This is a genomic window from Streptomyces sp. NBC_01477, from assembly GCF_036227245.1.
GTDB lineage: Bacteria > Actinomycetota > Actinomycetes > Streptomycetales > Streptomycetaceae > Actinacidiphila.
This window is the reverse complement of record NZ_CP109445.1, coordinates 149,966-170,934: the sequence shown is the minus strand read 5'-3', so window position 1 is coordinate 170,934 and position 20,969 is coordinate 149,966. Positions and strand designations below refer to the sequence as shown.

Sequence of the window (20,969 nt, the reverse complement as noted above, 5' to 3'; positions counted from 1 at the left end):
CGTCTGCCCGCCGGCCTTTGCACCTTTCGGGGGACGCTGTGGCCGGGAAGAGAGTGAGGCGGGTGAAAGCGGGGAGGCGCACTGTGCCGGCATCGCCGCTGACTCGTCCGTCCGCGCCGGGCGAGCAGCGTCCCCGGCGGGCTCAGTTCCGCGCTGGGCGGCATCGCACCAGTGAGAGGACAGGCCGGTCCCCGGGCGCTGGAGTACCTCGATGACCCACCGGGCTGGCGGCGCCGAGGAAATGCAGGTCGCGGGGTCCGACCGCCGCACAGGCGCACTTCGACCGGAAGGCGGCAGTACGGGATCGCGATGCGCCTGATTCTCCATGTCCGCACATCGGCTTGACGAAGGAGCACCACCATGGCGAATGAGCAGTTCGGCAGCACGGCGCGGCGCGACAAGTCCCTGGCGCTCCCGGTGGCGGAGCGGGCCGGTTGGGACGAGGCCGATGTACGGGCGGTGGACACGGTGCGGCTGCTGGCGGCCGACGCGGTGCAGAAGGTCGGCAACGGTCACCCGGGCACGGCGATGAGCCTGGCCCCGCTGGCGTACCTGCTGTTCCAGAACGTCATGCGGCACGACCCGGCCGATGACCGGTGGCTGGGACGGGACCGGTTCGTGCTGTCCTGCGGTCATTCCAGCCTGACCCTCTACATCCAGCTCTACCTGGCCGGCTTCGGCCTGGAGCTGTCGGACCTGGAGGCGTACCGGACCTGGGACTCGGCCACGCCCGGGCACCCGGAGCACCGGCACACCCGCGGGGTGGAGATCACCACCGGGCCGCTGGGACAGGGCCTGGCCAGCGCGGTGGGGATGGCGATGGCGGCACGGCGCGAACGCGGGCTGCTGGACCCCGACGCGGAGCCGGGCACCAGCCCCTTCGACCACCACGTCTACGTGATCGCCTCCGACGGCGACATGATGGAGGGCGTCACCAGTGAGGCCGCCTCCCTGGCCGGCCACCAGGAACTCGGCGGCCTGACCGTCTTCTACGACTCCAACCACATCTCGATCGAGGACGACACCGACGTCTCCTTCAGCGAGGACGTCCCCGCCCGCTTCGCCGCCTACGGCTGGCACGTGCAGACCGTCGACTGGACGCGCACCGGGACGTACGTCGAGGACGTCGACGCGCTCCTGGAGGCCACCCGGGCGGCCCGCGAGGAGACCGGCCGCCCTTCGCTGATCATGCTGCGGACCTTGATCGGCTGGCCGGCCCCCACCAAGCGGAACACCGGCAAGGCGCACGGCTCCGCGCTGGGCGAGGACGAGGTCGCCGCCACGAAGAAGCTGCTGGGCTTCGACCCCGCGGCGCACTTCACCGTCGAGGACGAGGTGCTCGCCCGCACCCGGCGGGCCGTCGACCGCGGCCGGCAGGCGCACGCCGCGTGGGACGAGACGTTCGCGGCCTGGCAGAAGGCCAACCCCGAGCGCGCCGCGTTGCTGGACCGGCTGCAGAACCAGAAGCTGCCCGACGGCTGGGCCGACGCCCTGCCCGTCTTCCCCGCCGACGACAAGGGCATGGCCACCCGCGCCGCCTCCGGCAAGGTCCTCACCGCACTGGCGCCGGTCCTCCCGGAGCTGTGGGGCGGCTCGGCCGACCTGGCCGGGAGCAACAACACCACCATGGACGGCGAGCCCTCCTTCGTTCCCGCCGACCGCCAGACCAAGGACTGGAAGGGCGGCCCCTACGGGCGGACCCTGCACTTCGGCATCCGCGAGCACGCCATGGGCGCGATCCTCAACGGCATCGCCCTGCAGAGCCTGACCCGCCCCTACGGCGGCACCTTCCTGACCTTCTCCGACTACATGCGCCCCGCCGTACGCCTGGCCGCCCTGATGCAGCTGCCCGCCACCTACATCTGGACCCACGACTCCATCGGCCTGGGCGAGGACGGCCCCACCCACCAACCCGTCGAACATCTCGCTGCCCTGCGCGCCATCCCCGGCCTCGACGTGGTCCGCCCGGCCGACGCCAACGAGACCACCGCCTGCTGGCAGACCATCCTCGAACACGGCGACCGGCCCGCCGGCCTGATCCTGTCCCGGCAGAACCTGCCGGTCCTGGACCGGGCCAACGGCGCATACGCCCCCGCCCGGGGAGCGGCCCGCGGCGGATACGTCCTCGCGGACACAGCCGACGGCACGGAGCCCGCGGTGATCCTTGTCGCGACCGGCTCCGAAGTCCAGATCGCCCTGGACGCCCGCGCATTGCTGACAGCCGAGGACCTGGCGGTACGGGTGGTCTCGATGCCGTGCCGGGAATGGTTCGCCGCCCAGCCCCGCGACTACCAGGACGAGGTCCTGCCGCCGGCGGTACGCGCCCGGGTCAGTGTCGAAGCCGCGGTCGGGCAGGGCTGGCGCGACGTGGTCGGCGACGCCGGACGCATCGTCAGCCTGGAACACTACGGCGCTTCCGCCGACTACCAGCGCCTCTACACCGAGTTCGGCATCACCCCCGAAGCGGTCGCCGAGGCCGCCCGCGACAGCATCCACGACACCCGGCAGGCACTGCGTCCCGGCGGCCACCAGCAGACCTCCGCCCCCGTCGGCGGCGGCACCGGCGATCGCCCTTAGGGCATGTCGTCCGGATCTCCGCGACGCCGCGGAGATCCGGACGACACGCCCTGGTCCTCCGGTCGGTCAGGTGCGGGGCGGCGGCGTCCAGGCGGACGGCCTTCCGGGAGACCGGCGCAGGACCCCGTTGATCGGGGCACGGCTCGCGCCGTCGCCGACCGGAGCACCCTCAGCGGGGAGGAGCCAGTGCCCCCGCACCACGCCGCCGGCCGCCCCCGGACTTCGCCAGGGCCTCCGGGTCCGCTGGATGCGGGTACCCGTGACCTGTGGCCGCGACGCACACCCGGGCGGCGGGCGGATTCACCTGACCGGCCGTCTCCGACCGTGGGACGGCCGTGTTCACGGACCGGCGGGACGCGGTACGGCTGGCTCCAGCGGGACCCGCAGGGCCGAGCGGGCGTCCCGCCAGGCACTCAGCAGGAGCGCGCCCAGCGCGTCTTCGAGCAGGCCGGTGGCCTGGATGCCGAAGGCCACATCGGCGTCCAGCGCGGGTTCGGCCGCCAGCAGCGGTTCGATGACCTCATGCCGGACGACCTGCTCATGGACGGCGTCGGCCTCCACGTGCTCGGCGTAGAAACGTTCGGCGGCCGGTCCGGCGCCGGTCCGGCGCATCGCTTTGGCGAGCCGCCGGGAACCGGGTGAGGAGGTGACCTCCACCGCGGCGAAATGTCCGACGAGAGCGCCGCGCAGAGCGCGGTGCAGCCCGAACAGGGACATCACATTGACCGTGCACAGCGCCTGCGCCGGTGCGGCGTCGAGATAGCGGCCGTACGCGTGGTCGAGGCCGAGGTCGTCCATCAGGTCCGCGAAGAGGCGGGCGTGGATGTTCTCGGCGCGTCCGGCGCCGAACTCGTCGAACTCCACCGCCACCATCGCGGCCTTGGCCCGGCCGTGCAGCCGGGGGATGACCCAGGCATGCGGATCGGCCTCCTTGAGGTGGTACAGCGAGCGCAGCGCCGCGTATTCGCGGACCTGCCAGAGCAGACCCTCGCTCGCCAGGTAGTGGCTCACGCCGGTGCCGTCGTCGGCGGCCGGCTCGACCAGGATGCCGGCCAGCGCGTCGTGCGCGCCGGCTTCCTGCGGCACGTCGGCTCGCAGCGCGTCCAGGAAGCGGGCTTCCAGCGCTCCACGCAGCCGCAACAGGTCGGGGTCCCACTCGCGGTCGTCGCCGACGTCCGCGAAGCCTTGGTAGTGCAGTTCGTACAGCATGTAGAGCGCCAGTTGGAGGTCGCCGCCATAGGGATCGGCTTCTGCCGCGGCCCGCGGCGGCACGACGGGTGCGCGGCTGTTCCGCAGGGCCGACAGCACGGCGCCCGAAAGAGGCCCCCGGGCAGCCGGCAGCGCGGGGCTGGTATCACGCGATTCGAGGTAGGCCGCCGTGCTCATGACGCGTCACCCGGGTCCTGGGCGGTGGCCGCGTCCGTCGGGATCGCGGAAGGCCGAACGGTGTGTGCGCGGTGGCTGGTGTCGCACCACGGGTAGGTCCGGCTGCGGCGGCAGGTGCACACGGCCACCACGAACCGCGTGGAGGTGGCGGACACACCGTCGTCGCCGGTGACGGTCACGGGCCCTTCCACCAGGAGCGGACCCTGGCGTTCGACGCGGATGCGGCGGGGTTCAGCTTCGTCGCGCACGGATGACCACCAGTTCCTCTTTGTCCTGACCGTCGGCCATCAGCCCTTCCCCGCGCAGCCACGGCAGGCGGGAGCGCAGCACCGGGCCCAGGGGGACGAGTTCCCGGTCGATGATCTCCGCGTCGAGGCCCGCCCGCGCGAGGACGGCTATCGAGGCGTCGGAGCCGCACATCGCCGAATGGACCATCAGGAAGGTTCCGCCGGGGCGCAGCACAAGCCCCGCGGTCGCGCAGACCCGGTCCACGACGGCCCGGCCGTCTGTTCCGCCGTCCCACGCGCGGGCCTTGCCGCGCAGCGGCGGCAGGGCGGCGGGCGTCGGCACGTAAGGCGGGTTGCTGACCACCATGTCGTAGTCTCCCGCGACGAAAGCGGACAGATCGCAGCGGCGGACCGTGACACGGCTGCGGTAGAGCGCGGCGTTCACCCGGGCGCACAGCACCGCCCTGCGTGAGATGTCCACCGCCGTGACCCGGGCGCCCAGCCGGGCGGCCTGCACCGCCAGCGCCCCGCTGCCGGTCCCGAGCTCCAGCACATGAGTTCCGGGGCCGAGGCTCTCCCGGCCGACCGACCGCATGAGCAGGTGCGTGTCGTGCTGGGGAACGTAGACGCCGGGTACGGTCAGCATCCTCCGCGGCCTGGTCAGGGCTGGTACGGCCATGGCCGCCTCCCGTCCTGGGGTCGACGCTGATTGTCGGTCCTGCGTCCAGCGTGGATCGCGGGCGGGCAAACCGCCATTTCGACGACTACGGACGGTGACCGCAGAGCCTTCCCGCCCCGCGGGGGCCGGAACGGAGGGACCGATCACGCGGACGCCCGGGCGGAGGGGAGAACGCGGGCGGCCGCGGCGAGACGCAGCCGCTCCAGCGCGTCGGACTGGTGTTCGGCACGCTCCAGAAGGGTGTCGAGGTGCTCGGGGTAGAGCCGGGTGTCGGTCTCGGCCAGGGCCCGCAAGGACCGCCAGCATGCCGCTTTCCCCTGGACGCCCAGCAGCATGGACTCCAGCTCCAGCAGGTCGCTGAGCGGGGACCGGGAGAAGAGGTGGCCATTGGGCTTGAGGCGCCCCGCCTTTTCCGCGAGCCAGCCGAGCGCGACCTTGGAGTGGTCGGCGGACACGTCCAGGTCGGTCATGACCTGGATCAGCGAGTCGCGGTCCTGCTTCACCTGCTGGGCCAGTTCGGCCAGCGTGGTGGCGTCGTCCTGGCCCTTGCGGTTCTGTGCGGCCCGGCGGAACAGCTCCTGGCCCGCCGTTGCGCCGGACAGGTGGTCGTTGAGGTAGATCGCCAACAGGCCGGCGTCGTCCGGCGTGCTCTTCGGCGATTCGCCGGGCTGCTGCGTCCCCGGTTCTGCACCCGCTGAGGAACTGTGCATCTCGCGGTCCACGGAGGCGCCCAGGTCGGTCCAGCTGTCCTCGAACTTGGCCAGTCCTTCGCGTTCGAGGGCGTCGGTGACATCCGCGAAGTCGACACCGGCCCGCTCCAGGGCCGCGAAGTGGGCTGCCGCAGCGGCGTATCCGTCGGGTGCCGGCGCGTGCGCGGGAAGGGTTCCGTGGTCGGCGAACGCCGCCAAGGTGGTGCCGGGCATGGTGTTGACGGTGCCGGCGATGACCAGCTCGCTGACGTACAGGGTGTCCGGGTAGGCCGGGTTCTTGACCCCGGTGGACGCCCACAGGGGCCGTTGCGGGTGGGCTCCGGCCGCGGCGAGCGCCTGCCAGCGGGGCCCGGCGGTCATCTCCTCGTAGGCCTGGTGGGCCAGCCGGGCGTTGGCGACCGCGGCTTTGCCCCTGAGGTCCAGTGCCTCGGGGGTGCCGAGGGCGTCGAGCCGGGCGTCCACCTCGGTGTCGACCCGGGAGACGAAGAACGAGGCCACGGAATGGATGCCGGCGAGGTCGTGGCCCGCGGCCGCGGCCTGCTCCAGCCCGGTGAGGTAGGCGTCCATCACCGCTCGGTAGCGGTCGAGGGAGAAGATCAGCGTGACGTTGACGCTGATGCCCTCGGCGATCGTGGCGGTGATCGCGGGCAGTCCCTCCTCGGTGGCCGGGATCTTGACCAGGAGGTTCGGTCGGTCGACGGCGTTCCAGAGCTTGCGGGCCTGGTCGGTGGTGGCGCCGGTGTCCCGGGCCAGGCGGGGGTCGACCTCGATCGAGACCCTTCCGTCGACCCCGCCGGTGCGCTGGTGGAGCGGGGCGAAGAGTTCGCAGCCGTCCCGCACGTCATCGGTGGTCAGGGCGAAGACGGCGTCGTCGACACTCGTGCCTTCGCCGCCCAGCCGGCGAAGCTGCTCGGTGTAACGGTCCCCCTTGGACAGCGCGGAGGCGAAGATCGTGGGATTCGTCGTGACCCCCACCACGTGTCGCTCCGTGATCAGCCTGCTCAGCTCGCCGCCGGCGAGCAGCTCGCGCGACAAGTCGTCCAGCCAGACCGACACCCCGGCTGCGGACAGTCCGGCGAGCGGCTCGGACATGGGTGAGGACGCGGATGAAACAGACACGTGGAACCTCCACAGTGGGTACGGCGCCGACCGGTGCACGCGGTGCGTGCCCTCCGGACGCTCTCCGGTGAAAGCCCCGAGAACGCGCGCTGAGCGAAAGGGCGGACCTGCCGGCGCCTGCCCGGCCCTCCGGCCGGACAGGACCCCGTCCGCCCCTCCAGGCGGCGCCCGTTTCCGCCGAGCGTCAGGCAGCCCTGATGACCCACGCCTGTCCCCATCGGTCCGTCGTATCCGCACGTGGACGTAAAACTTCCTGCGCACGATGTCGGAGGTGCGGCGCACGGGGGGATTCCTGCCCGCGGCAACGGCAGGGTCCGCGCGGACTTCGGCCTCCGCGGGGGCGTCAGCCGGGGAGGCCCGGACCGACGGGTAGGCACCGGTGGCCATGCCGACCAGGACCGCGCCCAGCAGGCCCCGCGCAGCGCCGACAGGCGCCGGTCCGAGAACAGCGCCGCGTCCTGCCCGGCGATCTCCACCACGTTGCCGGCGGGCGGTCGAGGGTGCCCATGATGGTGAGCAGCGCGGACGTGCCGGAGCCGGCGGGGCCGAGTTCAGCACCTCGGGCGTGGGATCGCTCTTCACCCTCCACCTGCCGCCTCTCGCCGCCACGCCGCCCCCGCGGTGCGCCGCTTCCGGCCCTATCGGCCCAGGCCGGCCGCTCGGGTCAGCAGAACCAGCCGTTCTGCACCCACCCGCGGCGGTTGATGTCTCCGTAGGCGAAGCCGTAGACCCAGGAGCCGTCGAGCTGCTCGACCAGGAACGTCTGGCCCTGGAAGAGGGTGCCCGTCCAGGCGCCGAGGGGCTGGGTGCGGACGTAGAGGCTGTCCGCGCAGACGGTTTCGCGGACGCCGACCGTGCCGTTGGCGGCCTGGGCCGGGGCGGCGGTCGCGGCCAGGGCCGAGGCGGCGAGCGCGGTGGCGGCGGCCACCGCGAGGGTGCGGGCGGGGAAGGTACGCGGCATGGACGACTCCCTGGTCGGTGCGGTGCCGGAGGTGGACGTGCGGGGGAGCGACCGGCGGGCCTACCAGGAGTCGTAGCCGCCGATGCACTCGATCCGCACGTAACCCCAGTCGTTGGGGCCGTAGTCGAAGGTGGCGGCCCACCCGTTGTAGACGGGGTGCGCGCCGGGCGTGTGGCCGATCTTCTTGCCGTACGCGAGGGTGCGCACGAGGCCGACGGGTCCGCTCGCACTGTCGTAGTTGGCGTAGAAGCTGGCGGACTGGCAGGTGATGATCGCGTGCTCGGGCGGCACGTCGGCCCGCGCGGACGGCACCAGCGCGAGGACGGCGGGCAGGACGAGCGCGGAAACGGCGGTGAGCGTACGACGGCGTGGTGTCATGTCACGTCCCGGAGGGTGGGAGGGCTGCCGGATGCTACGCGCGTCAACGGTACGGGCTATGACGCGACCCTGACAACAGTGCGGGCCTCCGATACCCCCGCACCGTCAACTGGCGCAACCAGTAACGCCGTTCGTACCGTCTATCGGGACGACAGGGATCGGGAGGAGACGTGGCGGACACCGACACGGACGCGGACACGGCAGGCGACGACGAAGGTGCGGCCGAGGGCAGACGTCGCCGACCTCAAGCTCAAGGGCAGGGCAAAAAAGGCCAAGGCCACGGCGGAACCGGAGGTGCACGTGACGGCGGCGGCGCGACCCTCCCCGTCATCCGGCCCGACGTGGCCGGACTCGCGCGGCAGCACCACCTCGGCGAGCACCGGGCGACCATCGTGCTCGGCGGCGGCGACATCGGCTGCGTGGCCGTCGTCGCGGCGTTCGGCCTGCTGCCGCCCGGCATCGGCCTGCTGATCGGCCCGTACGCCACGCTCGGGACCACCATCGGCGCCGTCCTGCTGGCGCTGGCCGTCGCTGTGCCCGTGCTGGCGTTCCGCTACGAGAGCCATCGCGCCGAACGGATACCCCGCCTGCACGTCTTCGATGGCGGCCTGGTTCTGACCCACCCGGGCACCCACCGCACCGCTGCCCACCCCTGGCGCGACCTCCGCACGGTCGAGCGCACCAGATTCGTCACCGTCGGCCAGGCCGGCACACCCCGCACCGTCCACCGCCTCGAACTGCACGTCCGCGGCGGCCCGTTGCTCTGCTCCGTGGGCGGCGTGCACGACACCGCGCTGATCCGGCGGCTGGCCGCGGCAGGCGGCGCGCAGGTCTGACGCGGCGCGGGGCCGGTCGGCACCGACCGGCCCCGCGTGCGCGTGCGCGTGCTCAGCCGAGGCCGACCGACTTCAGCCAGGCCTGGGCGACGGCGAGCGGGTCCTTCTTCTGGTTCTGCACCTGGTCGTCCAGGGCGAGCAGCGCCGTGGTGTCGAGCTTGGCCGACACCGCGTTGAGCGCGGCCACACCCGCGGCCGACAGGCCGGTCTTGGACACCAGGGGCTGGACGTTCGCGAAGCCGAACAGCTTCTTCGGGTCCTGGAGGACTACGAACTTCTCCCGTGCCACCGACGCGTCGGTGCTGAACACGTCCGCCGCCTGGACGTTGTTGCTCTTCAGTGCGGCCACCGTCAGCGGACCGCCCGCGTCGAGCGGCTTGTACGACTTGGGCACCAGGCCGTACTGCGACTTCAGACCGATCAGGCCCTGCTGCCGGTTCTGGAATTCCGGCGAGCCGCCGAAGACGATCTCGGAGCCGACCTTCGCCAGGTCGGCGATGGTCGACCGGGACGTCAGATGGTATTTCGCGGCGGTCGCCGCGTTGATCGTGACGGAATCCTTGTCCTCGGCCGTCGCCGGGTCGAGCATGGTCAGCTTCGGGTCGAGCTTCGCCTCGATCGCGGTGGTGGCGGCCTCCACCGTGGTGGGCGCCGCGGTCTTGTCCAGATACGCCAGCAGCGAGCCGTTGAATTCCGGCAGCACCGTCAGGGAGCCGTTCTTGACCAGCCCGTAGGTGATCTCCCGGGTGCCGATGTCCGGCTTGTAACTGACCTTGATCCCCTTGGACTTGAGGGCCTCCCCGTAGACATCCATGAGCACGATGCTCTCGGGGAAGTTGTTCGACCCGACGACCACGGTGTCAGCCTTGGCCGGCGGGGCGGCCAGCGGGTCCTTGGGCTTTCCGCCGGACGAGGACGAGGAGTCGGAGGACGACGAGCAGCCCGCGAGCAGCGCCGCGGCCGTGGCGGCGGCGATCACGACCGCCGCCCCCTTGAGGTGTCGAGGGCCGGTTGTGGTGCTCTTCGTCTGTGAAATCACAATTCCCGCTTCCGGGGCTGAGGGTTCGGATGGCGCTCGATCGGATGGCGCTCAGGTGTTATCGGAACATCGGTTCCGTACATCAACTGATCCAATCCAGCGGGCTCAAACCGAGTCAAGGCCACCATGGTCACCGATTGGCATCGATGCCCTCCGGCCGTGAAATCCGGTGTTCATGTCCCGCGGGTACGCCGAATACCGCCCGGGCGGGCGGTATTCGGCGTAGCGTACGGGTCAGCGGCCGCCCCGCACTCCGGGGGAGACGACCAGTCGGCCGATCAGCCAGAACACCGCGATCATGGACAGCGCCAGACCCGCGATCAGGGTCGCGCCGCCCACCACGGTCTCGTAGTTGCGCTGGTAGAGCCCGTCGATGATGTAGCGTCCGAGGCCGCCGAGCGCGACGGTCGCCGCGATGGCGGCGGTCGAGACCACCTGGATCGCCGCGGACCGCAGCCCGCTGAGGATCAGCGGCAGCGCGACGGGCAGTTCGACCTGGAAGAGCACCGCGACAGGACCCATGCCCATACCGCGGGCCGCGTCGACCGGCGAGGGGTCGACGGTGCGCATCGCCTCGTAGGTGGTCACCAGGATCGGCGGTATCGCGAGCGCGACCAGCGGGATCATCACCGGGGTGAGGCCGAAGCCCATCCAGAAGAACATCAGCACCAGCAGCCCGTAACTCGGCAGCGCCCGGCCCGCGGTGGCGATCAGCGCCAGCGCGTTGCCGCCGCGGCCGGTGTGGCCGGTGACCAGGCCCACCGGCAGCGCGACGGCCGCCGCGATGCCGAGCGCCATGAACGAATACTGCAGATGTTCGAGCACCCGGCGCGGGATGCCGTCGTAGCCGTGCCAGTGCGCGCTGTCCCGGAAGAAGTCGCTGATGAATTGGAGGATGCTCATGCGGCGTCCTCCAGCACGGGCCGGGCCGTGGGCTCGACCGCCGCGGTCCTGGCCGCCTTGCGGGCCGCCCGGCCGCCGCGCGGCATCCACGGGGTGAGCGCGACACGCAGCAGCACCAGCGCGATGTCCAGCAGGACGGCCAGCGCCGCGGTGGTGACCACGGAATTCACCGCGAGGTTCGTGCGGTGGTAGAGGCTGGCGTCCTGCAGCAGATTGCCCAGCGCGCCCTGGTTGCCGATCAGCGCGCCGACGCTGACCAGGCTGATGCCGGACGCGACGGCGACCCGCAGCCCGGCGACGATCGCCGGTACCGCGATGGGCAGTTGGACCTTCAGATAGCGCTGCACCGGGCCGATGCCCATGGCGGTCGCCGCCGACAGGGTCTCCTGCGGCACCGATCTGACGCCGTCGACGATGGCCGGCACCAGCACCACCAGGCTGTAGACGGTCAGCGGGATCATCACGGTGGTCCTGGTCGCCCCGGTGTAGTCGATGAGGAACACGAAGAAGGCCAGCGACGGGATCGCGTACAGCACGGTCGTGACCCACAGCACCGGCGGGTACAGCCAGGAGAAGCGGACGCACAGCTGGCCCAGCGGCAGTGCCACCGCCAGGCCGATCGCCACCGGTATCAGCGCCTCCTGGAGGTGTACGCCGACCAGGCCGAGATAGGAGTGCTGGAGGTCGCTGGGGATGTCGAAGAAGCCCGCGCCGCTCATGTGGCCGCCCCGGCCCTGGTGACCGGACCCCGGTCGGCGCCGCCGCCGTCCCGCTGCTCGGCGTGCGCGCTGCGGATGGCGGCGCCGATCGCCTCCTGCGAGACGACCCCGGCCACCTTCCCCTCGCCGTCCACGGCGACCGCCCATCCGGTGGGGGAGAGCACCGCGCAGTCCAGCGCGTCCCGCAGCGACTCGTGCCCGGCCACGAACGGCCGCCCGTACGGCAGCAGCCGGCCCGCCGTGACGCGGTCCGCGCCGCCCGCCGCGTCCTGCGGCGTCACCCAGCCGAGCGGCTTGCCGCCGGTGTCGGTGAGCAGCAGATACGGTGTTCCGGCCGCGGCGCCGCGCGCCACGTGACCCGCGTTCGCGTCCACGGGCACGACCGGGTCCATGGTGAGCCGGAGACCGTCGGAGGTGAAGAACGACAGCCGCCTGATGCCCCGGTCGGTGCCGAGGAAGTCCTCGACGAAGGTGTTGGCGGGGGAGCTGAGCAGCTCGTCGGGCGGTGCGAACTGGGCCAGCCGGCCGCCGGTCCGCATCACCGCGATCATGTCGCCGATTCTGATCGCCTCGTCGATGTCGTGGGTGACGAAGACGATCGTCTTGCCCAGCTCCTGCTGGATGCGCAGCAGTTCGCCCTGCAGGCTCTTGCGGACGATCGGGTCGACCGCCGAGAACGGCTCGTCCATCAGCAGCACCGGCGGATCGGCGGCGAGCGCCCTGGCCACCCCGACGCGCTGCTGCTGCCCGCCGGAGAGCTGGTACGGATAGCGCTTGGCGAGCGTCGTGTCGAGACCGACCCGCTCCATCAGCTCGGTGGCCCGCTCCCTGGCCTTGCGGCGGTCCCAGCCGAGCATGCGCGGCACGGTGGCGATGTTGTCCACGATGGTGCGGTGCTGGAAGAGGCCGGCGTTCTGGATGACGTAGCCCATCGACCGGCGCAGCGCGTTGACCGGCTGCTCCCTGATGTCCGAGCCGTCCAGCAGGATGCGGCCGGACGTCGGCTCGACCATCCGGTTGATCATGCGCAAGGTGGTGGTCTTCCCGCATCCCGACGGCCCCACCAGTACGGTGATCGAGCCGTCAGGGATCTCCAGCGACAGGTCGTCGACCGCTGTCGTGCCGTCGGGGTATCGCTTCGTAACGGAATCTATGTCTATCAAGTGCCGAGTACCCCTCGGGATCGGGCATGGACGGCCTGTCTCCGGTCACCTTCGAACAGGCCGGTGCCTGGAGAGTTTAGACCGCTGCCCTGGCCGGCGGTCGTGGACTCAGCGCGTGGTCGGCTCCGGCTGTTCGCCCTCGGCCTCGGCAAGTTCGGGCTGGAGTCCCGACTGAAGGCCGAGGAAAGCCACCACCGCGGCCAGTGCCATGACCCCGGCCATGCAGGACAGCACGGTGCGGGTGGCCTCGGCGAAATCCCCCCGAACGAAGGACGGGATCGGTCACCCTGGCCGCCCACAGCGCGAAGCCCACCGCGGACAGCGCGCAGCCGAGCACCACCGGGCGCTTGGCGCCGCCCCTGTCCAGCATCCTCCCGCCGATCTGCGAGGCGATGACGAAGCCGACGAAGAAGTAGAGCAGGTACTCGCCCGCCTCCGAGGCGGTCTTGCCGAGCGAGATCTGCGCGTACTCGCTGATGAAGAAGAAGACCGGGATGAAGGTGAGCATGGCGATGCCGAGCACGGCGTTCTCGGTGCGGAAGGCCCGGATACGGAAGATCCGCACCTGCATCAGCGGTTCCTCGGTCCGCAGTTCGACCAGGACGAAGGCGGCCAGCAGCAGCACCCCGGCGGCGATCGTCAGACCGATGCCGGGATTGCCCCAGCCCCAGATCTCGGCCTGCTGGAAGCCGAACACGCTGAGCGTCACCCCCGCGGCGATCAGCGCCAGGCCGCGGTAGTCCATCCGGGCCGGCCGGTGCTCGGTGACCGGCTTGGACAGCGAGATCAACACCAGGGCGACCACCGCGACGGGGATGTTCACCCAGAAGATGGCCCGCCAGGTCCATTCGGTGAGGTAGCCGCCGAGGATCGGCCCGATCGCGGTGAGCCCGCCGGCGATGCCGAAGAAGAGGGCCAGCGCCCGGCCGCGCTCGCGCAGCGCGAAGGTCTGCACGACGATGCCGAGCGCGGCGGGGAACATCATGGCGCCGCCCACGCCCTGCACCGCCCGGAAGATCACGATCCAGGCCTGCGCGACGCCGCCCTTCGGGGTGAGGCCGCACAGCAGCGACGCGCTCGCGAAGACCAGTACCCCGATCACCACCACCTTGCGGTGCCCCGCGGTGTCGGCCAGCCGGCCGCCGTAGGCGAAGAAGGCGGCCAGTGTCAGCAGGTAGGCGTTGACCGCCCATTGCACGCCGGTGTTGGACAGCCCCAGCTCGCGCTGGATGTCGGGGACCGCGATGGACACGATGGTCTGGTCGATGAAAGTCATCGAGACCGCGAAGATCATCGCCGCCAGTACGAGATTCCGCGATCCCCCACCGGTCCCCGCAGTGGTGGTCATGGCTCTCCGTAAGGTGTTGGGCGGCCCGGGAGGGCCGGGCGCGGGCGTGAATGCCACCACGTTCTGCCAGCGGCGCCCGTCGCGCCACGCGACGGGCGGGCGGGTCACCCGGATGCCCCACCCGGGTGACCCGCCCGCCACGTCCCTCCCGCCGCCTCCCGCCCGCTCCCGTGCCCGGCGGGACGCGGCGGGAGGAGATCTCAGCCGGTGATCAGGTCGAACTGCTCCCAGCCGCCGATGGCGGCCCTGTTGGCGATCAGCGCGGCCGCGCCGGCGTTCTCCGCGGTGACGTAGAGCCCGTTGACCTGCGCCTTGAGGCTGACGGTGCCGTTGGAGTTGCGGACGAGCTGGAAGGTCTCCCAGCTGCCCACCGCGGTGCGGGCGGCGATCAGCGGGGACGCCCCGGAGTTGTCGGCGCTGACGATGAGGCTGTTGGCGTGGGCGCGCAGCGCGACATTGCCGCCGCCCTGGTCGATCAGGTCGAACTGCTCCCACGGCCCGATCGCGGTCCGGTTGGCGATCAGCGGGGAGGCGCCGCCGTTGTCCGCCGTCACGTACTGGTTGTTGGCCCGCGCCCGGAAGCTCACCACCGTGCCGGGGCCGCCGCCGGTGGACGAGCCGGCGGTCGGCTGGGTGGGGCGGGTGGCGGTGAGCGCGAGCTGCCCCTTGAGCATCCGGCCGCCGTCGCCGGTCAGCCGCAGGTAGTAGTCCGACGAGCAGGCCGTACCGTCCTCGTCCAGCGCCCACAGCCCCGAGCCGGCCGGTACGGAGGCCGCGGTCTCCGCGGTCTTGGCGATCTGGTTGCCCTCGCCGTACTCGTCGAACATCGAGATGTAGATGCCCTGCACCCCGGCCCGGCAGACGTTGTAGAACTGCCGCCACATGAAGTCGCCGTGCGCCCGCTGGCGGCCCGACACGTCGCCCGGCAGCACGCACGGCTGGTAGTCGACGCCGTGCGCGTTGCAGTCCGCCTGGTCGGGCACGGTGTAAGCGGTGTAGGCGTTGTCGGAGTCGCCCGCGTTCCCGATCGCTCCGACCATCCACGGCGAGATCATGTTCAGCGCGTGGTAGACGTCCGCGTAGCCGGCCCGCGAGCCGCCGGTGCCGGTACGCCACTCGCGCGGCACCCCGCCGATGACGTAACAGCCCTGCGACTTGAACCAGTTGATGACGTCCAGGCACGCGGCGGCGCTGAAGGGGTGGTTGTTGTCGTTGAAGCCGAAGCCCCAGATGCACACCACCGGCTTGCCGTTCTGGGTGGCGTACGCCGACGAGGCGGTGTGCGCCTTCATCTTGTTGGTCCAGTCGGTCTTGATCTCCGACTGCATGGTCGTCCAGCCGGAGACGTCGTACATCACGTAGAACTTCCGGCCGTGCGACTCCGAGGCGCTGCGCACCTTCGCCGCCATCGCGTCCCGGGTCGGCCCCTCGGGGCTGTTGGGGTTGAAGCGCTGGAGGGCGGCGGTGTCGATGTTGTTCTGCTGCATCCACAGGAAGTGGGTGTCGACGGTCTGCTGGTCGTACGACGAGAACAGCGTGGCCGGCTGCCCGTTGTTCAGGTTGGGGTACGCGGTCTGGTAGGTCCTGGTGTACTCGCGCATGTCCGGCCACGCCTTGATGACGTTGTTGGACGGCGACGGCGCCTGGCCCGCGTTCTGGCTCCAGTGCCACCAGGTGTTGATGGGGGCGCCGTCGCCGATGCAGGCGAACCAGCCCTGGTATCCGACGGTGATCTTGCCGACCACATCGCCCGGCCCGCTGGCGGCGGGCGCGGCCGATGCGGTACGGGCGGCGCCCAGCGTGCCCAGGGCCGCGGCGACGGCCCCGCCCGCTGTGGTGCCGATGAACGTACGACGCGAAACTGCCATGGCTGTCTCCGAACGGCGGCGCACGGCGTGTGGGCCGGGCGCGACGGTGGACTGAGCGCACGGAACCTGCTGCTCAAAACTTCAACAGGTGAACCCAGTGCCCCGCGCGCGGCCGTGACAGATCGCGTCACGGCCGCGGTGGAATCCGCTTGTTTCGGGCTGACTTGCGGTGGGGGGAGGTGCGCGCAGTCCCATGACACGCACCACGCTGAGCACTTCCGAAAGCGCGGTTTCAAGTACGCAGGGATTCAACTGCTGAAACAAACATCCCGTCAAGGGTCCAGACCAGATAAGCGAATTGTCCGCAAAGGGATGCATTCACCGGACGGTTGCCGTCATTGCACCCTGTGCAATGACGGCAAAAGATCGGATGAGTTCATTCACGACTTGTCGGACCCGGCGGGCCGGGCGGCGTTCAGCAGTGCCATCTCCTCGTCGGTGAGCCGCAGCGCGCCGGCCGCCACGTTCTCCGCGAGGTGGTCCGGGTCGCCGGTGCCCGGGATGGCAAGCACGTGCGGACCCTGCTGGAGCGTCCAGGCCAGCCGGACCTGCGCGGCGGAGACCCCGTGCGCGCGGGCGACCGCCGCGAGCTGCTCGCTGCTGTCACCGGTCGCGCCCACCTCCCGGCCCTTGCCCGCGATCGAGTAGAACGGCACGAAGGCGATGCCCAGTTCGCCGCACTCGTGCAGCAGGTCGGTACTGCGGCGGTCGTCGATGCCGAACAGGTTCTGCACGCACACCACCGGCGCGACGGCCCGCGCCTCGGCGAGCTGCGCGCTGGTGACGTTGGAGACGCCCAGCTGGCGGATCAGTCCGGCCGTCCGCAGCTCGGCCAGCGCGCCGAAGTGCTCGGCGAGTTCGGTGGTGGACGGCATGAGGCGCAGATTGACCAGGTCCAGATGGTCGCGGCCGAGCTGCCGCAGATTCTCCTCGACCTGGCCGCGCAGCTGGTCGGGCCTGGCCATCGGCAGCCAGTCGCCCGACGGGCCCCGGCCGGGACCGACCTTGGTGGCGATCACCAGGCCGTCGGGATACGGCGCCAGCGCCCGGCCGATCAGCTCGTTCGCGGAGCGCAGGGACGAGAAGTAGAAGGCGGCGGTGTCGATGTGGTCGACGCCGAGCTCGACCGCGCGCCGCAGCACCCCGAGCACGCGCTCGCGGTCACTGGGCACACCGAGGTCGAAGGCGGCGCTGCCGGTCAGGCGCATTGCGCCGAAGCCGATACGGTTCACCGTCAGATCGCCCAGCTGCCAGGTTCCGGCTGCCGCGGCGGTGATGGTCCGTGAGGCCATGGATGATCGTTCTCCTCTCGTAGCGGAGACCGGAGTATCGCGTGCGAGGCTCCGACCCGGGAATGCCCCGCTGAACAGGCAATTGTCACAGCGGAAACGGGAACGATGCGCCGCCGCCGGGAGTTGGTCGGGTATCCGGTCAAAGCGCGGCGGCGGAGTCCTGCGCCGGCTCGGCGGGATGGCCATCGAGACGCTGTACGTCGCCGCCGCCGCGCAGGCCAGGATCGGCGGCGACCTCTACGAGGCGGTCGACACCCCCTACGGCCTGCGGCTGCTGATCGGCGACGTCCGCGGCAAGGGGCTGTCCGCGGTCGGGGTGGCCGGCGCGGTGGTCAACTCCTTCCGCGAGGCCGCCCACGACGAGCCCGACCTCGTCGCGCTCGCCCGCCGGCTGGACACCAGCCTGGTCCGCTACGGAGCCGCCTTCCCCTCCGCGGAGTCCGCCGAGCGGTTCGCCACCGCCCTGCTGGCCCAGATCCCGTACGGCGGCGGCGAGGCGGCCCTGGTCAACTGCGGCCACCCGGCGCCGATCCTGATGCGGGGCACGGACATCCGCGCGCTGGAGCCGTCCGCCGCCTCCCCGCCGCTGAACATGGCGGGGCTGATCGGCGGCGACTACACGCTCGACGCCGTGCCGCTGGACCCCGGCGACCAACTGCTGCTCTACACCGACGGCGTCACCGAGACCCGCGACCGGTCGGGCACCTTCTTCCCGCTGCTGGCCTGGCTGCGCGGGCAGGACGCGGTAGGGCCGCGCCGGCTCCTGGACCTGCTGCACGACCAGCTGCTGGACTTCAGCGGGGGAGGCCTGGACGACGACATCGCGGCGCTGGCCGTACGGGTGGGGACCGGCGACGGCACCGCCATACGATAAGGCTTCCTTAGCAGTTACTCTGGCGGTATGACCGAGGATCTTGATGTCGGCCGGGCCGCGGAAACCCTCATCTCCAGCCTGCGGCTGCTGGTCCGGCGGGTGCGGCAGGTGCAGCTGGACGGCGAGCTGACGCTGCCCGAGACCTCAGCCCTGTCCCGGCTGGACCGGGGCGGCCCCGCCACGTCCAGCGCCCTGGCCAAGCAGGAGCAGATCAGCCCGCAGTCGATGGGCGCCACCCTCGGCCGGCTGGAGGCCCGCGGCCTGGTCGAACGCCGCTCCGACCCGGACGACGGCCGCCGGGTGGTCCTCTCGGTCACCCCCGACGGCCTGGAAATGCTCCGCAACCGGCGCAATGCCAGGACCCAGAAACTCGCCGACGCCCTCGCCACCCGCTTCACCCGTGCCGAGCTGGAGCAGCTGATGGCCGCCGAGCCGCTGATCGAGCGCCTCGCCCAGAGCATCTGAGGCGCCCGGCCGCCGGAGGCCTCCGACGCGTGCGCCCGCCCCCCGGGCGGCCGAGACGCCCCGGATCGCGCGGCCGGGCGCATTGCGAGGGATGCTGGAAGTGAGCCGATATCGGGAGGCACATGCCATGCCGAATATGGGAATCGCCGTAGTGCGGCAGTACGAGCGCGGAGTGGTCTTCCGGCTCGGGCGGCTGCGCGGGGTGCGCAAGCCCGGTTTCCACTTCATGATCCCGCTCTCCGACCGGATGTCGAAGGTGAGCCTGCGGACGGTCACGATGCCGGTGCCGTCACAGCAGGTGATCACCCAGGACAATGTGTCGATCGGGGTGGCCGCGGTGGCGTACTTCCGCCGGGTCGACGCGGTGAAGGCGATCGTGGAGATCGAGAACGTCTCCCAGGCGGTCGGCCAGATCGCCCAGACCACGGTCCGCAACATCGTCGGCCGCTCGATGCTCGACCAGGTGCTCACCGACACCCAGACGCTCAACCTGGCGATCCGCGAGATCCTGGACAGCATCACCCAGCAGTGGGGCGTGCAGGTCTTCCTGGTCGAGCTCAAGGACATCGAGCTGCCGACGTCCATGCAGCGGGCGATGGCCCGGCAGGCGGAGGCCGAGCGGGAGAAGCGCGCGAAGATCATCGCGGCCGAGGGTGAGGCGCTGAGCGCCGGACGGCTCGCCGAGGCCGCCGACGTCATCGCCGACCACCCGGTCGCCCTGCAACTGCGGAATCTGCAGATCCTGGCCGAGATCGCCGCGGAGAAGAACAGCACCATCGTCTTCCCGGCCCAGCTCCTCGACAGCGCCAGGGCCGTCACCCGGTTCGTCGAGGACCAGAGCGGCCACACCCCCGACCCGGACGCCTCCGCGACCCGGATCGACCCCATGGCCGAACCCCGGGCGGTGGACGCCCCGCGCGGGGAGACGCCCCCGCCGCAGATCAACCCGGGGGAGTGAGGGCGGCGCCCCCCGCGGGCGGCGCGGGATCGCCGCCGCCCGCGGGAGGGACCCGTTCACAGGGCCCGCAGGATGTCCTCCACCCGTTCCTTCGCGTCACCGAAGAGCATCTGGCTGTTCTCGCGGAAGAACAGCGGGTTCTGCACCCCGGCGTAACCGGGGTTCATCGACCGCTTGAAGACGACGACGTTCTCCGCCTCCCACACCCGCAGCACCGGCATACCGGCGATCGGGCTGCCCGGGTCGTCGATCGCGGCCGGGTTGACCGTGTCGTTCGCACCGATGACCAGCACCACCGTGGTCGCGGCGAGATCGTCGTTGATCTCGTCCATCTCCAGCACGATGTCGTAGGGCACCTTCGCCTCGGCCAGCAGTACGTTCATATGGCCCGGCAGCCGGCCCGCGACCGGGTGGATGCCGAACCGTACGTCCACCCCGCGCTCCCGCAGCCTGCGGGTCAGGTCCGCCACCGGATACTGGGCCTGCGCCACCGCCATGCCGTAACCGGGGGTGATGACCACCGATGTGGCGTCCCGCAGCAGCCTGGCGGTGTCCTCGGCGCTGATCTCCCGGTGGTCGCCGTATTCGGTGGTGTCGGCCGGGCCGGTCTCGACGCCGAAGCCGCCCGCGATCACCGACAGGAAGGACCGGTTCATCGCGGTGCACATGATGTACGACAGGTACGCGCCCGAGGAGCCGACCAGCGCGCCGGTCACGATCAGCAGGTTGTTGTCGAGCAGGAAGCCCGACGCGGCCGCCGCCCACCCCGAGTAGCTGTTCAGCATCGACACGACCACCGGCATGTCGCCGCCGCCGATCGACGCCACCAGGTGCAGGCCGAGCGCCAGCGCCACCGCGGTCACCGCGACCAGCAGCCACAGATGCGGCGACACGACGAAGGCGACGGTCAGCCCGACGAAGGCGGCGAGGCCGCCGAGGTTGATCAGATTGCGGCCGGGCAGCATCAGCGGGCTCGACTTGATCCGCGCCGACAGCTTGAGGAAGGCGATGACCGACCCGGTGAAGGTCACCGCCCCGATGAAGACGCCGATGAAGACCTCGGCATGGTGGATGCGCAGCAGGTCGGCGGCGATCTCGTGCTGCGCCGAGCCCTTGGCCTCCACGTCGAGGTAGCCGTTCCAGCCGACCAGCACCGCGGCCAGGCCGACGAAGCTGTGCAGTATCGCGATGAGTTCCGGCATGCCGGTCATCTCCACCCGGCGGGCCCGCCACAGGCCGATCCCGGCGCCGATGGCCATGGCCGCCACCAGCAGACCGATCCCGGTCGCCGCGATGCTGCGGGACGCCAGCCCGATGGTCGCCGCCAGCGCGATGGCCATGCCGGCGACGCCGTAGACCACGCCGGAGCGTGACGTCTCGTGCCGGGACAGCCCGGCGAGGCTGAGGATGAACAGCAGGGCGGCGACAACGTAGGCCGCCTGGGCGGCAGTCGATGCACTCATGGCC

Annotated in this window: 18 protein-coding genes and 1 pseudogene; 5 read left to right on the top strand and 14 right to left on the bottom strand. The window is 71.2% G+C overall.

What is annotated here, in order from left to right; all coding sequences use genetic code 11:
- Positions 1 to 360 precede the first annotated feature (360 nt).
- Entirely contained in the window at positions 361 to 2,577 is a 2,217-nt protein-coding gene (gene tkt, locus OHA86_RS00795) for a transketolase (protein ID WP_329171497.1), read from the top strand.
- A 339-nt stretch (positions 2,578 to 2,916) separates the two neighbouring features.
- Here tkt and OHA86_RS00790 read toward each other — a convergent pair whose 3' ends face one another.
- From OHA86_RS00790 to OHA86_RS00765, 6 genes and pseudogenes are all read right to left on the bottom strand, one after another.
- Entirely contained in the window at positions 2,917 to 3,963 is a 1,047-nt protein-coding gene (locus OHA86_RS00790; protein ID WP_329171495.1) for an iron-containing redox enzyme family protein, read from the bottom strand.
- Entirely contained in the window at positions 3,960 to 4,211 is a 252-nt protein-coding gene (locus OHA86_RS00785) for a CDGSH iron-sulfur domain-containing protein (protein ID WP_329171493.1), read from the bottom strand. The genes OHA86_RS00790 and OHA86_RS00785 overlap by 4 nt, the downstream gene beginning before the upstream one ends.
- A complete protein-coding gene (locus OHA86_RS00780) occupies positions 4,195 to 4,869 on the bottom strand; it encodes a HemK2/MTQ2 family protein methyltransferase (RefSeq protein ID WP_329171492.1) in 675 nt (224 codons plus the stop codon). The genes OHA86_RS00785 and OHA86_RS00780 overlap by 17 nt, the downstream gene beginning before the upstream one ends.
- 683 nt (positions 4,870 to 5,552) lie before the next feature.
- Positions 5,553 to 6,671, bottom strand: a pseudogene (gene tal, locus OHA86_RS00775) (transaldolase); the annotation flags it as partial.
- Between the two features lie 691 nt (positions 6,672 to 7,362).
- Positions 7,363 to 7,659, bottom strand: coding sequence for a hypothetical protein (locus OHA86_RS00770; protein WP_329171490.1), 297 nt, complete (start codon positions 7,657 to 7,659; stop codon positions 7,363 to 7,365).
- A gap of 60 nt (positions 7,660 to 7,719) precedes the next feature.
- Positions 7,720 to 8,037 (bottom strand): hypothetical protein, encoded by a 318-nt coding sequence (locus tag OHA86_RS00765; RefSeq protein WP_329171488.1) that lies wholly within the window; start codon positions 8,035 to 8,037, stop codon positions 7,720 to 7,722.
- 341 nt (positions 8,038 to 8,378) lie between these two features.
- Between OHA86_RS00765 and OHA86_RS00760 the strand changes: the two genes are divergently transcribed.
- Complete coding sequence (locus OHA86_RS00760; RefSeq protein ID WP_329171486.1) at positions 8,379 to 8,873, top strand: hypothetical protein; 495 nt, start codon at positions 8,379 to 8,381, stop codon at positions 8,871 to 8,873.
- Positions 8,874 to 8,925: 52 nt separating this feature from the next.
- Here the strand turns inward: OHA86_RS00760 and OHA86_RS00755 are convergent, their stop codons facing one another.
- From OHA86_RS00755 to OHA86_RS00725, 7 genes are all read right to left on the bottom strand, one after another.
- The gene (locus tag OHA86_RS00755) at positions 8,926 to 9,912 is read right to left on the bottom strand and encodes an ABC transporter substrate-binding protein (protein WP_443071598.1); all 987 of its coding nucleotides are present in this window, start codon (positions 9,910 to 9,912) and stop codon (positions 8,926 to 8,928) included.
- Positions 9,913 to 10,146: 234 nt separating this feature from the next.
- On the bottom strand, positions 10,147 to 10,815 hold the full coding sequence (locus OHA86_RS00750) for an ABC transporter permease (RefSeq protein ID WP_329171483.1): 669 nt from the start codon (positions 10,813 to 10,815) through the stop codon (positions 10,147 to 10,149).
- Positions 10,812 to 11,534, bottom strand: a complete 723-nt coding sequence (locus tag OHA86_RS00745) for an ABC transporter permease (RefSeq protein WP_329171481.1) — start codon at positions 11,532 to 11,534, stop codon at positions 10,812 to 10,814. Before OHA86_RS00745 ends, OHA86_RS00750 begins: the two co-directional genes overlap by 4 nt.
- Complete coding sequence (locus OHA86_RS00740) at positions 11,531 to 12,697, bottom strand: ABC transporter ATP-binding protein (RefSeq protein ID WP_329171479.1); 1,167 nt, start codon at positions 12,695 to 12,697, stop codon at positions 11,531 to 11,533. Before OHA86_RS00740 ends, OHA86_RS00745 begins: the two co-directional genes overlap by 4 nt.
- Before the next feature lie 76 nt (positions 12,698 to 12,773).
- The gene (locus OHA86_RS00735; RefSeq protein WP_329171477.1) at positions 12,774 to 14,045 is read right to left on the bottom strand and encodes an MFS transporter; all 1,272 of its coding nucleotides are present in this window, start codon (positions 14,043 to 14,045) and stop codon (positions 12,774 to 12,776) included.
- Positions 14,046 to 14,245: 200 nt separating this feature from the next.
- Entirely contained in the window at positions 14,246 to 15,913 is a 1,668-nt protein-coding gene (locus OHA86_RS00730; protein ID WP_329171475.1) for a DUF7910 domain-containing protein, read from the bottom strand.
- A gap of 380 nt (positions 15,914 to 16,293) precedes the next feature.
- Positions 16,294 to 17,205, bottom strand: a complete 912-nt coding sequence (locus OHA86_RS00725; protein WP_329171473.1) for an aldo/keto reductase — start codon at positions 17,203 to 17,205, stop codon at positions 16,294 to 16,296.
- A 178-nt stretch (positions 17,206 to 17,383) separates the two neighbouring features.
- Between OHA86_RS00725 and OHA86_RS00720 the strand changes: the two genes are divergently transcribed.
- From OHA86_RS00720 to OHA86_RS00710, 3 genes are all read left to right on the top strand, one after another.
- Positions 17,384 to 18,079, top strand: a complete 696-nt coding sequence (locus tag OHA86_RS00720) for a PP2C family protein-serine/threonine phosphatase (protein WP_329171471.1) — start codon at positions 17,384 to 17,386, stop codon at positions 18,077 to 18,079.
- Positions 18,080 to 18,106: 27 nt separating this feature from the next.
- The gene (locus OHA86_RS00715) at positions 18,107 to 18,544 is read left to right on the top strand and encodes a MarR family winged helix-turn-helix transcriptional regulator (RefSeq protein WP_329171470.1); all 438 of its coding nucleotides are present in this window, start codon (positions 18,107 to 18,109) and stop codon (positions 18,542 to 18,544) included.
- Between the two features lie 136 nt (positions 18,545 to 18,680).
- Positions 18,681 to 19,502 carry a slipin family protein gene (locus tag OHA86_RS00710; protein ID WP_329171468.1) on the top strand — a complete coding sequence of 274 codons (822 nt, stop codon included), beginning with the start codon at positions 18,681 to 18,683 and terminating at the stop codon, positions 19,500 to 19,502.
- Between the two features lie 56 nt (positions 19,503 to 19,558).
- Here the strand turns inward: OHA86_RS00710 and pntB are convergent, their stop codons facing one another.
- Positions 19,559 to 20,965 (bottom strand): Re/Si-specific NAD(P)(+) transhydrogenase subunit beta, encoded by a 1,407-nt coding sequence (gene pntB / locus OHA86_RS00705; RefSeq protein ID WP_329171467.1) that lies wholly within the window; start codon positions 20,963 to 20,965, stop codon positions 19,559 to 19,561.
- Between the last annotated feature and the right edge of the window lie 4 nt (positions 20,966 to 20,969).

Excerpts from the sequence above, each read along its gene's own strand:
- OHA86_RS00750 (WP_329171483.1), bottom strand. The coding sequence starts at position 10,815 with ATGAGCATCCTCCAATTCATCAGCGACTTCTTCCGGGACAGCGCGCAC.
- tkt (WP_329171497.1), top strand. The coding sequence starts at position 361 with ATGGCGAATGAGCAGTTCGGCAGCACGGCGCGGCGCGACAAGTCCCTG.
- OHA86_RS00790 (WP_329171495.1), bottom strand. The coding sequence starts at position 3,963 with ATGAGCACGGCGGCCTACCTCGAATCGCGTGATACCAGCCCCGCGCTG.
- OHA86_RS00725 (WP_329171473.1), bottom strand. The coding sequence starts at position 17,205 with ATGGCCTCACGGACCATCACCGCCGCGGCAGCCGGAACCTGGCAGCTG.
- OHA86_RS00715 (WP_329171470.1), top strand. The coding sequence starts at position 18,107 with ATGACCGAGGATCTTGATGTCGGCCGGGCCGCGGAAACCCTCATCTCC.
- OHA86_RS00730 (WP_329171475.1), bottom strand. The coding sequence starts at position 15,913 with ATGGCAGTTTCGCGTCGTACGTTCATCGGCACCACAGCGGGCGGGGCC.
- OHA86_RS00765 (WP_329171488.1), bottom strand. The coding sequence starts at position 8,037 with ATGACACCACGCCGTCGTACGCTCACCGCCGTTTCCGCGCTCGTCCTG.
- OHA86_RS00720 (WP_329171471.1), top strand. The coding sequence starts at position 17,384 with ATGGCCATCGAGACGCTGTACGTCGCCGCCGCCGCGCAGGCCAGGATC.
- OHA86_RS00770 (WP_329171490.1), bottom strand. The coding sequence starts at position 7,659 with ATGCCGCGTACCTTCCCCGCCCGCACCCTCGCGGTGGCCGCCGCCACC.
- OHA86_RS00780 (WP_329171492.1), bottom strand. The coding sequence starts at position 4,869 with ATGGCCGTACCAGCCCTGACCAGGCCGCGGAGGATGCTGACCGTACCC.
- OHA86_RS00735 (WP_329171477.1), bottom strand. The coding sequence starts at position 14,045 with ATGACCACCACTGCGGGGACCGGTGGGGGATCGCGGAATCTCGTACTG.
- OHA86_RS00745 (WP_329171481.1), bottom strand. The coding sequence starts at position 11,534 with ATGAGCGGCGCGGGCTTCTTCGACATCCCCAGCGACCTCCAGCACTCC.
- OHA86_RS00710 (WP_329171468.1), top strand. The coding sequence starts at position 18,681 with ATGGGAATCGCCGTAGTGCGGCAGTACGAGCGCGGAGTGGTCTTCCGG.
- pntB (WP_329171467.1), bottom strand. The coding sequence starts at position 20,965 with ATGAGTGCATCGACTGCCGCCCAGGCGGCCTACGTTGTCGCCGCCCTG.